The sequence below is a fragment of the Sodalis ligni genome (genome assembly GCF_016865525.2).
GTDB lineage: Bacteria > Pseudomonadota > Gammaproteobacteria > Enterobacterales > Enterobacteriaceae > Acerihabitans > Acerihabitans ligni.
This window is the reverse complement of the sequence record NZ_CP075169.1, coordinates 3,705,347-3,720,032: the sequence shown is the minus strand read 5'-3', so window position 1 is coordinate 3,720,032 and position 14,686 is coordinate 3,705,347. Positions and strand designations below refer to the sequence as shown.

The 14,686-nt window shown below is 52.4% G+C and carries 12 protein-coding genes, 5 pseudogenes and 1 riboswitch; of the genes and pseudogenes, 2 read left to right on the top strand and 15 right to left on the bottom strand.

The annotated features are described in order from the left end of the window. Positions 1 to 9: 9 nt before the first annotated feature. From GTU79_RS17310 to GTU79_RS30555, 9 genes and pseudogenes are all read right to left on the bottom strand, one after another. Positions 10 to 822 (bottom strand): ABC transporter permease, encoded by an 813-nt coding sequence (locus tag GTU79_RS17310; protein WP_132921029.1) that lies wholly within the window; start codon positions 820 to 822, stop codon positions 10 to 12. A 15-nt stretch (positions 823 to 837) separates the two neighbouring features. Beyond that, positions 838 to 1,905: a putative urea ABC transporter substrate-binding protein gene (locus GTU79_RS17305; protein WP_214513188.1), complete on the bottom strand. Its 1,068-nt coding sequence runs from the start codon at positions 1,903 to 1,905 to the stop codon at positions 838 to 840. Between the two features lie 68 nt (positions 1,906 to 1,973). Continuing rightward, positions 1,974 to 2,091, bottom strand: a riboswitch (guanidine-I (ykkC/yxkD leader). 451 nt (positions 2,092 to 2,542) lie between these two features. Beyond that, the gene (locus GTU79_RS30575) at positions 2,543 to 2,692 is read right to left on the bottom strand and encodes a hypothetical protein (RefSeq protein ID WP_253073344.1); all 150 of its coding nucleotides are present in this window, start codon (positions 2,690 to 2,692) and stop codon (positions 2,543 to 2,545) included. 205 nt (positions 2,693 to 2,897) lie between these two features. Next, positions 2,898 to 3,800: a class II D-tagatose-bisphosphate aldolase non-catalytic subunit gene (locus GTU79_RS17300; RefSeq protein ID WP_253073343.1), complete on the bottom strand. Its 903-nt coding sequence runs from the start codon at positions 3,798 to 3,800 to the stop codon at positions 2,898 to 2,900. 9 nt (positions 3,801 to 3,809) lie between these two features. Next, the gene (locus tag GTU79_RS17295; protein ID WP_203523232.1) at positions 3,810 to 4,913 is read right to left on the bottom strand and encodes a PTS fructose transporter subunit IIC; all 1,104 of its coding nucleotides are present in this window, start codon (positions 4,911 to 4,913) and stop codon (positions 3,810 to 3,812) included. Between the two features lie 159 nt (positions 4,914 to 5,072). Then, positions 5,073 to 5,391: pseudogene (locus tag GTU79_RS17290) on the bottom strand (PTS fructose transporter subunit IIB). A 41-nt stretch (positions 5,392 to 5,432) separates the two neighbouring features. Next, positions 5,433 to 5,552, bottom strand: a complete 120-nt coding sequence (locus GTU79_RS30565) for a PTS sugar transporter subunit IIA (RefSeq protein ID WP_253073340.1) — start codon at positions 5,550 to 5,552, stop codon at positions 5,433 to 5,435. A 22-nt stretch (positions 5,553 to 5,574) separates the two neighbouring features. After that, positions 5,575 to 6,585 carry a putative PEP-binding protein gene (locus GTU79_RS30560; protein ID WP_253073339.1) on the bottom strand — a complete coding sequence of 337 codons (1,011 nt, stop codon included), beginning with the start codon at positions 6,583 to 6,585 and terminating at the stop codon, positions 5,575 to 5,577. Positions 6,586 to 6,646: 61 nt separating this feature from the next. After that, positions 6,647 to 7,843 (bottom strand): annotated as a pseudogene (locus GTU79_RS30555) (PEP-utilizing enzyme); the annotation flags it as partial. 632 nt (positions 7,844 to 8,475) lie between these two features. Here GTU79_RS30555 and GTU79_RS31470 point away from each other — a divergent pair. Then, positions 8,476 to 8,574: pseudogene (locus GTU79_RS31470) on the top strand (hypothetical protein); the annotation flags it as partial. A 122-nt stretch (positions 8,575 to 8,696) separates the two neighbouring features. Then, positions 8,697 to 9,460: pseudogene (locus tag GTU79_RS17275) on the top strand (PHP domain-containing protein). Here GTU79_RS17275 and GTU79_RS17270 read toward each other — a convergent pair. The 6 genes and pseudogenes from GTU79_RS17270 to GTU79_RS31155 form a co-directional block, all read right to left on the bottom strand. Beyond that, a complete protein-coding gene (locus tag GTU79_RS17270; RefSeq protein ID WP_253073338.1) occupies positions 9,447 to 9,833 on the bottom strand; it encodes a PTS fructose transporter subunit IIB in 387 nt (128 codons plus the stop codon). The pseudogene GTU79_RS17275 and the gene GTU79_RS17270 sit on opposite strands and share 14 nt — an antisense overlap. Further along, the gene (locus GTU79_RS17265; RefSeq protein ID WP_203523227.1) at positions 9,833 to 10,687 is read right to left on the bottom strand and encodes a helix-turn-helix domain-containing protein; all 855 of its coding nucleotides are present in this window, start codon (positions 10,685 to 10,687) and stop codon (positions 9,833 to 9,835) included. Before GTU79_RS17265 ends, GTU79_RS17270 begins: the two co-directional genes overlap by 1 nt. Before the next feature lie 19 nt (positions 10,688 to 10,706). Then, positions 10,707 to 11,726, bottom strand: coding sequence for a PTS fructose transporter subunit IIC (locus tag GTU79_RS17260; RefSeq protein WP_203523226.1), 1,020 nt, complete (start codon positions 11,724 to 11,726; stop codon positions 10,707 to 10,709). 27 nt (positions 11,727 to 11,753) lie between these two features. After that, complete coding sequence (locus GTU79_RS17255; RefSeq protein ID WP_203523225.1) at positions 11,754 to 13,316, bottom strand: PTS sugar transporter subunit IIA; 1,563 nt, start codon at positions 13,314 to 13,316, stop codon at positions 11,754 to 11,756. A gap of 435 nt (positions 13,317 to 13,751) precedes the next feature. Then, positions 13,752 to 14,440, bottom strand: a pseudogene (locus GTU79_RS17250) (5'-nucleotidase). Positions 14,441 to 14,486: 46 nt separating this feature from the next. After that, positions 14,487 to 14,615 carry a hypothetical protein gene (locus GTU79_RS31155; RefSeq protein ID WP_338091411.1) on the bottom strand — a complete coding sequence of 43 codons (129 nt, stop codon included), beginning with the start codon at positions 14,613 to 14,615 and terminating at the stop codon, positions 14,487 to 14,489. Between the last annotated feature and the right edge of the window lie 71 nt (positions 14,616 to 14,686).

Sequence of the window (14,686 nt, the reverse complement as noted above, 5' to 3'; positions counted from 1 at the left end):
ATGCGGTCCTTATTTGACGTAATACCACGGCCATTGCCGGCGGCCATAGATGCGCAGGACAGCCTCAAGCATGAAGGCCAGCAGGGTAATCCAGGCGACGTAGGGCAAAATGACGTCCATGGCCAGGTATCGGCGCATGAGGAATATGCGATAACCCAGCCCCTCGGTGGAGGCGATGGCCTCGGCGGCGATAAGGAACAGCCAGGCCGAGCCCAGTGATAACCGAACCGATTCCAGCAGGCGCGGCAGCAGTTGCGGCAGGATCACCCGCCAGAGGATCTGGGCGCTGTGGGCGTTCAGCGTTTGGGCTTTGATCACCTGCTCTCGGGGGATGTTTTGCACGTGCTGCTGTAGGTCGCGGGCGATAAAAGGCGTTACCCCTATCACTATCAGCATGACTTTGGACAGTTCTCCCAGGCCAAAACAGATAAAAAGAATCGGCAGTATCGCCAGCGGCGGTATCAGCGCCGCCAGCATGACCAGCGGCGACAGCAGCGCCCCGACCGGCGGCAGGCCGCCGCAGAACAATCCCAGCAGCAATCCCAGCAGCGCGCTGATAAAGATACCGCTCAGCAGCCGCGTCAGACTGGCGAGGGTATCGGTCCACAGCAGATATTCGCCGGTACGGGCATCCGGCTCCAGCGCCATACGGTAAATCGCGCTGCTCATATCATTGAACCCCGGCAACAGCTTATCCAGGGGGTTGATCGCCAAACGGGCATCCGACGCAACCAGATAGACCAGTAACAAAAGCAACAGCGGCAGCAAGCCCAGCAGGCCTCGCGACAGACGCTGGGGGTGGCTGTTGATCATCTTGCGCATCGGCGGATCCCTCTTTTATAGCTGGCCGGCCGCGGCCAGCTTTACGAACTCGTCGGAGAAACGCAGCTTGATATTGGCGGTGTTTCCCCATACGCCGGCGGGCGCGCCGATCCCCACGGCATCGGCCCCCGGCGCGCCGTTGCCCAGCAGTCCATGTTTGAAGGAGAATTCGGCCACCGACTGCATGGTCGTGAGGAGCGCCTTGCTCTGTACAAAAACCAGCGGTTGCTTGGGGTTGCTTAAAAGGGAGGTGGCCGCCCGCCGTTCGGCGAAGCCCGCCAAATCGGTGCCGGAACTCTTTCCCATCATGGTCCTGGCGGCAACGGCCGTCGGGTTGTCGCCGTGCATGGTGTTGAGGGTTTCATACCAGGCGCCGGTGAGCGCTTTACCCAGTTCCGGATGCTTTTTTAACGTTGCGCTATTCACTACCAGCAAATCGAGAATTTCGCCGGGGATCTGGGCGGAGGAGAAAATTTCATGACTGCCGGGCTGTTTCTCCGCCTCGGCAAGCAGCGGATTCCACGTCACAATGGCATTCACATCGGCAGTGCCGAAAGCCGCGACCAAATCGGCATCGGCGGTATTGACCACCTTGATGTCTTTTTCACTCATGCCGTTTTTCGCCAGCGCGCGGGCCAAAAGATAGTGGGAAACCGAAAGCTCCACCAGGTTGATAGGCCGGCCTTTCAGGGAGCGGATATCACCTTGGCCTTTTAGCAGAATGCCGTCGTTGCCGTTGGAATAGTCGCCGACAATCAGCGCGGTGCTGTCGACGCCGCCGACCGCGGGAATGGTCAAGGCATCCATATTGGTCATGGTGCAGCCATCGAAGCCGCCGGCGGTATACTGGTTGACGGATTCGATGTAATCGTTGACCTGGACGAAGCGGATGTCGATACCGTACTTATCGGCCCACTTTTTGACGATACCGGTTTGCTGGGCATAGTCCCAGGGCATCCAGCCGGCGTAAATAGACCAGCAGATTTTAAAAACCGGCTTATCGGCGGCCGGCGCAATGGGGCTGAACAGGGTGGTGAAACAGAGTGTTGCGAGCAGCAGCAGTCTTTTGACAACAGTAACCATATACACCTCTGACGTTAACGACGATAAATAGACACAGGAGGTCGGCGGCGAGAAAACGTCTCACCTTGGCCTCCCGGGCTTTTATCCCGCCGTGTAACCGCCAGAGGGTATTAACCGTCATATGGTGGTCGGTCACTCTCGGACCAGACATTCGTTAACCGAACCGGAACCCTAGTGACCTGTTGCAAATTGTATGGCGACACCGGTTACCCGCTATCGCTCCTGCTGTGGGAAAACAAGCAAAAAACTTGCCATCTGGTAATGATGTTAAAGGATGGGAATAAAATTTTGGAAATAATTCGTTTTTTATCAATTAGATGATGGATAAAAAAAACAAACGTTGCGAAGGTTAGCCTGAATCGCCTTGAACCCGATCGATTAAAAAAACAGCGTGGAAACGCACTCTATTGGTGAATTGTTCCATGACGGGGCAACGCCTGGCATATTGCACGTTTTACTTCTCCCGCTAGAGAATGCCGTCGGGTTGATAAGCAATAATGCTATCAATAGCCCCATTGCCAGCAACAATAATTGTCCACTGCTTGAGTTGCTCAATTTGATTTATTTACCTTACCTGTTTAGTCAATATCGCTGGGTACTAATAAGGAGGGCCCTCTCCTTATTAAATTACATCGGGTTAGCGGTTGTTAGCATTGGCGACCCGTGACGTCAGTCCCGGCATATTAAAACATTCCGCTTCGTTCTGAATCATATCCTTGATTTTATTCACCACATAGCGCTCAGGTTCGACGCCAAATGATTTCAGGTGCGCAAACAGGGTTTGCATTTCTTTCACCACGGCGGGCTTTTCATAATTATAATGTCCGCTCAGCTCAAGGATTTCTTTCAGTAATTCAGGCTCGCTGAAGATTTGTTCTTCTGATTTGTTTTATGCTCATCGGTCATCCACTTTTCCCATTTGTGGCTAAGTACGCATTCACGGGTAAGGACATTTTTCAAATCAGAGGCCGATGAGATAAAGCCCTTGGCTGCTAAATCTTTTCCACCTCGGCCAGTTTGAGATATGCGCGGGTTTCGATGGTGCCATACGCTGGCGCGACGTTCATCGCGGTGATCCTCAGTCCCGGGTGTTTTAGCAGGATTTCATCGGGCAGATAATCCCCGTTATGTTCTTTCAGCCCCACGCCGTAGCGGGTACTGATAGCGGAAAGTTCAGCCGATTGTTTGTCATTGAAGTGACCCACGTTGCGCGTCAGGCGGGTCAGGGTCCCGGTCTGGCCAACAATGAACAACGGCTGCGGCAGGCCTTCGGCGGACAGACGTTGATTGAGTTCGTTAATAAAGGCTTCATAAGCGTTGATATCGGTCAGGCCGCCATTTGTCTCTTCGGTGCCTACTTCATAGAAGAACTCCTTAAGCTTGTTGGCCTTACGGTAATCTTCGCAGAAACGGATCAGTTCAACGGTACGGCTGAGAACCAATTCAATATCAATGACTTTACCCACTACATACGGGTCTTTGGTGGGGTCAATATGCAATAGATCGAAACCGGCATCCATATCCACCTGATAGGAACGACGCGCCAGCGCCATCGCTTCTGCTTCCGGGATGTGATCTTTACGTTCTTTATCGCGCTGCCACGGGCCACCGTGGTCGCGGCAAAGGAAGTAGTCACCCTCAAAACCGACTTTATCTGCCATCGCCTTTAAATCAGCCGCGAACCGGAACTGATCCCAGTTATTCACGTATCCGGCGCCAAATTCATCAGCATCGACCTGGTTGCGGCTGGCGATAAACATCAGCGGCAGATCTTTTTCTTTACCCAGTTCAAAGCAGGCCTGGATAAGCGCTGGGGACATAGGACCAATACCCAGCATAGTAGACTTGCCACCGTTAACGATATAATCGACGTACTGTTTCATTGTGTTTTTCATAATAACTCCTCAGGCTTTGTTCATGTCAGAATTAATGATTTTCTTTGCCGGTTCTTTTTTAACGGCTTCGCTAATATTGGGTCGTAAAATATGCAGGCAAATAGCCGTGATAATCACGCCGATAGCCATATCGATGACGTACCAGAGCGCGCCTTTATTCACGCCGGCAATCGCGACTAATCCGCCATGGGGCACCATGGATTCAACGCCGTGAATCATTGCCAGACCGGCACCCACGGCGCTGCCGATAATAATGGACGGCAGAACCGTTTTGAGGTTTTTAACCGCAAAGGGGATGGCTCCTTCGGTAATACCAATCAACCCCATAAAAGCGGCGGAGGTGCCCATCCTTCTTTCATCTTCAGACCATTTGCGGCGTGAAATAAATGTCGAAAGAGCAAGGCCCAGCGGTGGAATAGCACAGGCGATACGGTAAGCGCCATTCGGTCCGTAAATACCTTCTGCCATCAGCGCCAGGGTAAAGGCGGTCGCGGTTTTATTGACCGGCCCCCCCATATCAAAGGCAGCCATCGCCCCGAGAATCAGCCCCAGTACCAGTCCACTGCTGCCGCGCATATCCGAGAGCATTGAAACCAGCCACCTCATCGCCACCCCGATGGGGCCAATCAGCACATACAGATAAAGCATGCCGACCAGGCCGGTGGAGACGATAGGGATAATCATGATTGGCATGACCGGCATCAGCGCCTTGCCGACCTTCCAGGTTTTCACCCACTTGACAACGTAGCCGCTCAGAATGCCGAGCAGCATCGCGCCGAGGAAGCCGGTGACCACGTGGTTGTCGCCCAATGGTGTGCTGGCCATGAAACCGGTGATTAAGCCCGGCGTTAGCCCTGGTTTACCGGCAATGGAGTAGGCGATATAGGCGGCCAATACCGGGATCATCATTCCGAGGCCCGCGCTACCGATGGCACCGAGGTTTAATAAAAATGGATTGGTGACCACCATCCCTTTGCCGGGAGTCGGTTCTCCGCCAACCAGCGACAGCGCCAGACAGATCCCGCCCACCACCACCACGGGCATCATATAGGACACGCCGGTGCTGAACGCTTTGACTAAATCATTCTTAATGGCTTTCATCGTATCGGACATTATTTATTCCTCCCGAACCCTTCTATTTCCGGACGGGATTACCACGAGTAGGGACGTGCTAATCCTCGGGCAATATTGCTTTGCCAGGGAATATCCGGGATTCACAGATATTTATTAATTTTTGTAATGCACGGCTGCTTAATCGCGAAATAAGCGAAGTCACTGCGCCAGTTTTACGGCCTTATCAATAATCGCCGCCGGGTCGCGCACGACTTCTGCCGGATTTAATGAAATAACCAGCCCAGCATTTTCTTTTTCTTCAAAACGCTCCACGCCTTCAATGCCGATAGCAATAGCCAGAATCACCACATCCGCTGCAGCAATTTCATCTTCACTTAATTCGTTTTCAATCCCCATACCGCCCTGGGTTTCGACCTTAACCTCATAACCCCTTTTTGCATTCCTGCTCAATGGCTTCCTGAGCCATATAAGTATGAGCGACACCGGTAATGCATGCTGCGACTCCGACGATTTTCATGAGTGACTCCTGAGTTATGCTTATTTTAAAATGACCTGGATTTATATCTCTAAGGTTCTGGCCATCAGGTTGTAGAGTACCGTGGCGTTTTCGGCATGTTTTATTTCATGACGGAATTCCTCTTTCATGAGCTTTCTGGCAAGGGTGGAGAAATATTTCATATGTTCATTCGGTTCGGCGGATTTACTCACCGTGAGCAAAATACGGTTTCAACCTGCTGGTCGCCCCACATAACCGGTTTATCCAACGTCGCCATACTGATAGTGGAATAGAGGATATGGTCGGATTTGGTATGGGGATGGCAAAACCATATCCCACGGCGGTCGAGAAGGCGTCTTCCCGGGTCCAGATATCATCGCAGAGCCGATCCCGGTTATCGGTCCGGTGATGTAGCCAGAGGTTATCGGTCATCATCTTGATGATTTCATTTTTATCGCTGGCCGCCAAACAGCTAAGGATAAACTCCGGTGCGAGAAGCGGTCTTGTACTCTTTGTTTTGACGCCAGGGGCGCGCAGAGCGCTTTTCACTTCATCAGAACGCCGGAGGGTGACGATTTCCTCGGCCAGCCGCCGGCATTTGTCGAAATTCAGCTCCCGCAGAGCGTGTTTTACCCCTGGAATAGCGGTACCACTCATGCTGAGTTCATCAAAGCCCATGCCGGTAAACAGTGGCAGAAAATCCTTGCTGGCACCCAGTTCCCCACAGATGCCAATCCATTTTCCCGCGCGGTGTACCTCGTCGACGGCGAACCGCATGGCGCGCAGGAAGGCGGGGGAATAATTGTCGTAAACGCCAGCCACCCGGGTATTACCACGGTCGGCGGCAAAAAAGTACTGCGTCAGGTCGTTGCTGCCGATGCTAAAGAAGTCGGCATAGTCGGCAATTTCCTGGATAGCGAAGATCACGGAAGGGACTTCCAGCATGACACCTAATTCAATGCTATCGTTGAACGTCAGTCCCGCGTTGCGCATTTCCCCTTTGACGGATTCCAGCGCATCGCGACACCAGATGACTTCGTCGACGTTGGCAATCATCGGGATCATGATTTTGGCGTTGCCGTGCGCAGAGGCGGTGAGAATTGCCTTCAGTTGCATGGCGAACAGCTCCCGATAATGCGGATAGGTGCGAACTGCGCGAAAGCCCAGGAACGGGTTCGCCTCCTCGCCGATACTGAGATAATTGGCCGGTTTCACCCCCGCCGATATCAAAGGTGCGGAAGATAACCGATTTGTGGTCGGCAAGCTTAATCACCCGGGTATAAAGATCGGCCAGCTCGGCATAATCCGGCGATGTTTCCCGGTCCATAAACGAGATTTCCGTACGAAACAGGCCGATGCCCTCAGCACCGTTGCCGAACGCGGATTCGGCCTCCGCCAGGCTGGCGATGTTCGCGGCGATCTCAACGCGATACCCGTCAGCAGTGGCGGCCGGCAGGGTGGCGTCGGCCAGCATCTGTTGCTGCATGTTCCGCTGCACCGCCATTTCATTGCGATAGTAGCGCAGTACTTTTTCATCCGGTGCGCTGATCAGAATTCCGGGATTTCCGTCGAGAATGATCTCCTGCTGCGGATCAAGGTGCAGCGCGGAAAAATCGATATCGGTTAACGCCGGGATGCCGAGCGAACGCGCAAGGATCGCGGTGTGCGATGTTTTACCGGTGGACAACAGCACCATGCCCGCCAGCAAACTTTTGTCTATGCCGAGAAATTTGCTGGGCGTCAAATTGTCGGCCAGAATTATTGCGGGTTCCTGCAAAGCAAGACTATTTTGCGGCAGTGTGTCAGTGCCATAGATATTCGTTAATAACTGTGCGGTAATATCAAACACATCCAGGGTTCGTTCTTTAATATATTTACTGGATGAGCGGCTGAGAGTATCACAAAAATGCATTGCTGCCAGGATAATGGCTTCCCAGCTATTTTTACCTTTATCGATAAAACCGGTGATGGCGCTCAGGAAAACCGCATCGGAGATAATCGATAGATGCGCCTGAATAATATCGTGTTCAACCCCGTTTTTACTCTCCAGCGCCACCTGCTTTTCGTGTTTCAGCGCTTCAATCCCCTCAATGACGACGATTTTCTCATGGGCATCAGGGGGAGCTGTCGCTGGATTGCGCGCCAGCAGCTCGGCAAAAGTCAGGCTTTGTACCAATACGGGTTTAGCAATCGCGACGCCGGCGCTGATGCGGGTGCCCTGAATAAACTTCAAATGTGTTTCACGCAATGAACGTGGCAGATAGCCCGTCTGCGCGGCGGGCTCCGCTTCCTCCGCGGTTTCAAAAGCAGGCAGCTGCCTTAGCAGTGCCGCAAGCAATTTTGCTGCAGCGCGCGCATCTTCACCGCTGAGGGTAATCTCACAGTCATCATTTAATAATGTGTCAGTGGCAACAATAGACAGGGCGCTTTTGCACTGCCTTCGAGGCCGGTGCGGATATTTTCCAGCGCACATCGGCCAGGAAAGAATTACACAGACGCTCGATATGTCCCGCGGGTCTGGCGTGAATGCCATCCTTAAGCTCACATTGATAAATTATTACTTCTGACATAACGACTCCCAAAATCTTTATACGAAAGCTCAGTAATTTTATAAACAGGCGTCATCCCTGTATTTCATGATTAATAGTCTTTGCCGTCCGCACTGCTTTTAAATATAAAAAGTGACCTTTACTCAAAAACCGCCTGATTATAATTATGTGATGACGTTCACAGAGTAAATCATTGCCGTAGATGGGTAATTTGATTGCTATGAAAGCCTTTTATTTCTATATATTGTTTACCGGCTGATGGGATAAAAATAGATATCTTTTTATTAGTCAGATGGTGGGAATCTGATCCGGCTCCTTTTTTACGTGGCGCCGAAAGGCTTAACGTACCGGCTTCATGCTGTATCGCCTTTGAAGACTCCCGCGCGGGCCTGCTGTCGGCCGGAAACGTGGGCAGTGTGGTGGTGGAAGTCGTCACCCCGCAATCAACGGCGCACGATATCGCTACCTTCGCCACCATCAGCAATTACCTCGGTCTCGACGTCAGCCCTACGCGCGGTGGCGATTTTCTGCTCAGGCTATAACGGTGGGGTTTGAATTGTTATCAACAAAGACCCTGGCGGCTGCGATTCGCTTTATCAGTATTGATGCGGTGCAGCAGGCAAAATCCGGTCATCCGGGTGCGCCGATGAGGATGGAACAGCGCTAAGCGGCGTTTGGTATTAGATCTGAAGCGGCGGCGCATCAGGCTAAAGCACTGCTGCGGCAAATACAGCGTCTCCTGTGATAGGGGCCTTGGCACAACGGAAAGGAGTTACGATGTACAATGTCGATCTTCATATGCATACCCTGGCCAGCACCCACGCCTATAGCACCGTTCATGATTATATTGCCGCCGCCGTGCGTAACGGCCTCAAGCTTATCGCAATTACCGATCACGGCCCGGAAATGGTGGATGCACCCCATGCGTTTCATTTTACCAACCTGCGTGTTTTGCCGCGTGTGGTTGATGGGGTGGGGATTTTGCGCGGCATTGAGGCCAACATCAAAACCAACGGTTCTACCGATTGCAGCGACAAAATGCGCGACTCGCTGGATTTAATCATCGCCGGGTTCCACAAGCAGGTTTTCGCGCCTGCCGATACGGTCACCAATACCGATGCGCTGATCGCGGTGATCTCCAGCGGGAAGGTGCACATCATCAGCCACCCGGGGAATCCCGAATATCCCATTGATATCCCGGCGGTGGCGGCGGCGGCTAAAGCCTGCGATGTTGCGCTGGAGGTGAACAACGCCTCATTTGTGCACTCCAGGAAGGGGAGCGAAGCGAATTGCCGGAAAATCGTGGCTGCCGTGCGGGATAGCGGCGGGATGATCGCCCTGGGAACCGATTCGCACAGTGCGTTTTAGTGGGGGGCTTCAGTGGCTGTCTGCATCTCCTGCATGAAGCCGACTTCCCTGAAGCGCAAAACCTGAATGCGTCGCCGCTGCGCGTTCTGGAATTCCTTGAACAGCGCGGCGGCGCGAGAATTACCGAGATTTATACCTTACTAACAGGATATGGCCAGGCTACAGGTCGATGATGTTACCCCTGGGTAGATTCAGCGACTTGCGGATAGCGGAGATGACCTCGGAAGGTTTAAGCAACAAAGAGTTAATGCATACATTCAGAAGGCGGCAGCCGTCAAAGCGCCCGGGGTTATCGATGGCGATATCGGAGGCGATGATAACCAGCTCCGAGCAGAGTATGTCTCTTTCGGTAATAGGATTTTTCAGCCCCAGCACGCCCTGGGTCTCGATTTTGATGGAGAAACGATAGGCTTTCGCCAGTTTTTCCAGCTGTTCGGCGGCCATATAGGTATGCGCCACGCCGGTGGCGCAGGCGGTCACCGCCACGATATGCAGGTTGCGATCGCTGGAGAAGGGGTGTACTTCATCTTTTGCTGCACGGATCATTATACATTTGCTCCCTTGTTCTTACGTCGGTACTCAAGCGGCGTACAGTCATTGATATCCCGGAACACCTTGCAGAAATAGTTGGTATCAGTGAAACCACACCTCCATGAGACCTCATTGATTTTCATATTGGTGTTGGTGAGCAGCGTTTTCGAGCGTGAGATCCGGGCTAACCTCAGATACTCATTAAACTTCATGTCTGACTCGCGGGAGAAAAGCCGCGACAGGTAGCCGGGTGAGATATTAAAGGCTTCCGCGACGCTCTCCCGGCTAATGTCGGTGTGATAGTGGCTATCGATATGGTTTTTGATTTCATCAAACAAAGAGAACGGCCCTTTGGGGTTGTCCATTCCCTCAGTCATCTGGTACAGCAGGTCGTTGAGCAGGGCGTAGATGATATGGGAAAAGGTTTCGCCGGTGGTGTTCTGCCCCCACGCCAGTGACTCTGCCATTTCAAGCAGGTGATCACGCACGGCACTGCTGGAATTCTGCAGATTGAACTTCTCCACCTCTTTAAACTGGCTGCCATCCCAGTTGCTGATACTGAAACCGACATCCTGCTTCCAGAAAACAATCGACATGCAAATCACCGGGCTTTCCCACTGGGGCGAGTTCCAGCTGTTGGCCGGAATGTAGGTGATGGTGCCCACCGGACGCACATATTTGACGACCCGATCGGCCCCTTTGGGGATAAGCATGCTCATGATCCCTTTCACCGTCAGCTCGATGCGCGGTACGTGCAGATGGTAAGCCATTGCCGGAGCCGGCGCGTTGCCATTGGCGACCAGAACACTCTCCGCGCTGGCGCACTGTGTGCTGAATTCGCTCAAAATCGACTGAATAAATGCGGCCATCTTCTCTCTGCCCCGGTTGCTATTCTTTGGGTTTGACGACGGTTTTCAGCACCTTAACGGCCACGGCGGTGGTGAGCGTTCCGGCGATAACGGCAATGATGTAACCGAAATGATTGCTGACCACCGGCAGAACGATAAGCCCGCCCCAAGGGGCAGCGTTGGTGGCGCCGAACCAGAGCGACAGCACTGCCGCGACCGCGCTGCCAAGCATAATCGCCGGGATCACCCGTACCGGGTCGGCGGCGGCAAAGGGGATGGCGCCTTCGGTAATGCCCATAAAACCCATAATCACCGCCGGTTTGCCCGCCTCCCGTTCCACATCGTTAAAGATCCCTTTAAATAAGAAGGTGGCCAGCGCCAGCCCAAGCGGCGGGGTGCAATCAGCGACGGCCACAGCGGCCATTAATTGCGGGTTGGTGGAGATTAGGGCGACAGCGAAGAAGAAGGCGGTTTTATTCATCGGGCCGCCCATATCGACGGCGATCATACAGCCCAGTACGCTGCCGAGAATGATAAAAGAGGTCCCCTGCATATTGGCAAGCCAGGCGCTGAGCCATTTCATCAATCCGGCAATAGGATCGCCGATGATGTAGTAAATCGCCATCCCGGTGAGGAAAGTGCCGAGCAGCGGAATAATAAAAATCGGCAGAACCATTCTGAGAAAATGGGGGATTTTTAAGCGGGCAATGATATTCAACAGTGACCAGACAATCAGCCCGGCGATAATCCCGGCCAGCATCCCGCCTAAGAATCCGGCCCCCATCTGGTAAGCCATTAATCCGCCAATGGCGCCCGGTGCGATGCCGGGTTTATCCACCATCGAATAGGCAATATAGCCTGCGAGAATCGGAATAAACAGCGTCAATCCGGCGATGCCTATTTGCGACATCGCCTTGAGAAAACCATGATCGGGAATGGCCGCCTGACCGTTGAACATCACCGCCAGTGCCAGCAGAACACCGCCGGCCACCACAAACGGGATCATGTAGGATACCCCGGTCATAAAATGTCTTTTAGTATTTTTTAATAGTTTTAACATACCAGCCTCAAATCATGATTCGGCTATTTAGGGTGATAATGTACTGAATATCAGGTTGTAAAGTGCCATGGGCGTCTGCGCGGCTTTGGTCTTTTGGACAAACTCTTCATTCATCAGCATCCGTGCGAGGGTGGAAAAATATTTCATGTGTTCGTTTTCCGCGGCGGCCTGGCGGATAGCGAGCATAAATACCGTATCCACCTGTACGCCGCCCCAGGCGATCGGCTGTCTGAGCCTGGCGATACCGATGGAGGAGTGCAGGATCGCCTCGCTCCTGGCATGCGGGATTGCGAAGCCGGAGCCGACAACGGTGGGAAAGGGCACTTCCCTGGCCCAGATATCCTCACACAGCTTATCCCGGCAATCGGTGCGTTGCTGCAGCCAGAGGTTGTCCACCATCATTTTGATCGCTTCGTTTTTATCCGCCGCGTCCAGACCCCACAGAATTGCCTCCGGCACCAGCAGAGGTTTGCTGGTGTCGGGCAGGGCTACCGCCAGTGTCTTTTGCCGCTGCACAGCCATTTCATTGCGGTAATAGCGAAGAATCGATTCATTGGTCTTGGTAATCAGAATTCCCGCTTCTGCGTCGAGTACAACCTCCTGCTGCGACAAAATATTGAGAGTGGCGATATCGATATCGGCAAGGGTGGGAATGTTGAGTGAGCGTGCAAGGATCGCCGTGTGCGACGTTTTTCCGGTTGATGACAGCACCAGACCCGCGAGATGCGTTTTGTCGATAGCCAGAAACTGGCTTGGCGTCAGCGTACTGGCAAGAACTATTGCCGGTCCGTCCAACACCAGCGCGTTTTGCATCAGTGATTGTTCGCCATAAAGCTGGGCAAGAATCTGCGTTGCGATGTCGAGAACATCCAGGGTGCGTTCTTGGATGTATTGGCTGGATGAACGTTCGAGTACGGCGCTAAAATCAATGGCCACTTTGACGATGGCCGACCAGGCATTCATATGCTCATCAAGGTAACTGATGATGCTTTCCAGAAAAGCTCTATCGCTAATTAATGATAAATGGGCTTCAAGCAGGTTGTACTCAATGCCTTCGGCTTGCGTCAGCGCACGCATTTTGGCGCGGCGCAGGTTTTCCAGCCCCTGCGTCAGGCGCCGCTTTTCACCTTCCGGGGTCACCGGGGCCGAAGGACTGCGCGCAAGCAACTCGGAAAAGGTGACACCCTGCAGGATAACGGGCCTGGCGATGGTGATTCCGGCGCTAATGGCGGTTCCCCGCAGATACGTTGGCTGCAGCTCGCGCAAACAACGGGGCAGATAACTTGCGCCCCGCACCGGCTTAGATACCTGTTCAGCAGCGAAGGTCGTCAGATTCCTGAGCAAAGCGATAAGCTCTGCCGCAGCGGCTTTTTCATCACAACCGCAAAGCGTAATCCGGCATTCATCATAGAGCAAGGTATCGGTAGACACCAACGCGAGGGAGCTTTTGGCGTTCCCATCCAGCACGGTACGCGTGTTATGCCAGATGATGTCGGCATGAAAACCATTGCAAAGACGAGCGATATGCCCGGCAGGCCTGGCATGGATTCCTTCGCTCAGTTCGCATTGATAGGTAATTTCCAGCGCCATTCAAACCCCCGGGATTGCACGCTTTGGCCATCAGTTGGTACTCGCGCAAACGTCTTATGCACCCTATCTTTAACTGTTCGCGTGGGGGCCGACATGGTAAAACGTGCTATTTACTGGAAAATTGTTACCTGTTTCGGAGTTTGTGACAGTTGTCATATTTATAAATAAGCTAATGAATGGATAGCGTGGAATAAGCCGTCACGTCTTGACTGACGCCTCTTCATACCCTGAAGCCAACGGTGTGGATTTATCCCTAGGGAAATTCCCCGACTATCACGAACTGATAATCAGTCCAAATTATGCGCGTTGAGGAATGTTGTCCTTGCCGGCACTCCAGGTGATAAGCGTCAGATGAGCGTTTATGCGTTGTATTCCGCCTACCTGGAATCGTTCGCCTGCGGTGCGGCTGGAGGTTCGACAATTTTGCTTGATGGATTATTGATTATTCCAAAGGAATATGGACGGAGGGTACAACAGCGCTCGTGCCCAGCAAATGCCGAGATTGATCATCAAAAAGATATGTGGTTTAAGAATCTTTAATACTTTACCCTTTTCAATACCACCAAGAAAGAATGCGTCATTTGCCATAACGCCCCAGCTTTTAATGTCGTTAATGCTCTTTCATGGGACGGCGCGTTCCTGGCCGTCACTATTGAAATTCTCAGCCGATTCTCATAACCGGGATGTTTTATCTTATATTTTTCTTCCTCGGATTGGATTTTTGACATCCTGACAAGGAATTCTTTGAGTGGTCCGGGATTATGAGGCTGCATAACGTTCTTTACTTCATTCGCATGGAATTCACCGAGCCCGGAGGTTTGCATGACAGACTCAGAGGCGTCATCGGCCAGAACGCCGTCAAAATCGAAGGCGATTCTAAGAGATGTATCCGTTTCATCGTCGACGATTCTTGAATTTAATACTTGCCCTGCTGGGAATCCTGCCTTGATGGCAGCGTCAACATCAGCTTTATTGGCTGATAAAAATAATGCAATATTGAGAGCAGGAATATACTCATACGGTGAACGGCCTTGCATGAATATCGCTCTGGTCATGCTAAGTCTGTAATGCTCGATGGTTTTCATAACCCTCAACCCTGTATCAGGATCATTCCTTGACAGCAAAACTACTTCAACAAGCGGGTCGTTTATCGGATCAGCGCTGAGGTCATTAAGGAAAGTAATCGTTTAATGAAGGGAAAGGCAATCCCTGGGGTAAGGCTTGATTAAGATGTGCCTCCTGAAATCTTCTGTATTCTTCCTCGCCCTGACTTTTGAATACTTCATCGGATTCTTTCAAATCAAAACAGCGCTTGAGGCGACACCTATGACAAGACGGTGTTCAAGGTCGTAAGCCATTTGATTTCCTTT

Coding starts and splice junctions, on each gene's coding strand:
- GTU79_RS17265 (WP_203523227.1), bottom strand. CDS start 10,687: ATGGCCGCATTTATTCAGTCGATTTTGAGCGAATTCAGCACACAGTGC.
- GTU79_RS30565 (WP_253073340.1), bottom strand. CDS start 5,552: ATGAAATATTTCTCCACCCTTGCCAGAAAGCTCATGAAAGAGGAATTC.
- GTU79_RS17305 (WP_214513188.1), bottom strand. CDS start 1,905: ATGGTTACTGTTGTCAAAAGACTGCTGCTGCTCGCAACACTCTGTTTC.
- GTU79_RS17255 (WP_203523225.1), bottom strand. CDS start 13,316: ATGGCGCTGGAAATTACCTATCAATGCGAACTGAGCGAAGGAATCCAT.
- GTU79_RS17310 (WP_132921029.1), bottom strand. CDS start 822: ATGCGCAAGATGATCAACAGCCACCCCCAGCGTCTGTCGCGAGGCCTG.
- GTU79_RS17295 (WP_203523232.1), bottom strand. CDS start 4,913: ATGTCCGATACGATGAAAGCCATTAAGAATGATTTAGTCAAAGCGTTC.
- GTU79_RS17300 (WP_253073343.1), bottom strand. CDS start 3,800: ATGAAAAACACAATGAAACAGTACGTCGATTATATCGTTAACGGTGGC.
- GTU79_RS17270 (WP_253073338.1), bottom strand. CDS start 9,833: ATGATCCGTGCAGCAAAAGATGAAGTACACCCCTTCTCCAGCGATCGC.
- GTU79_RS17260 (WP_203523226.1), bottom strand. CDS start 11,726: ATGTTAAAACTATTAAAAAATACTAAAAGACATTTTATGACCGGGGTA.
- GTU79_RS30575 (WP_253073344.1), bottom strand. CDS start 2,692: ATGCAAACCCTGTTTGCGCACCTGAAATCATTTGGCGTCGAACCTGAG.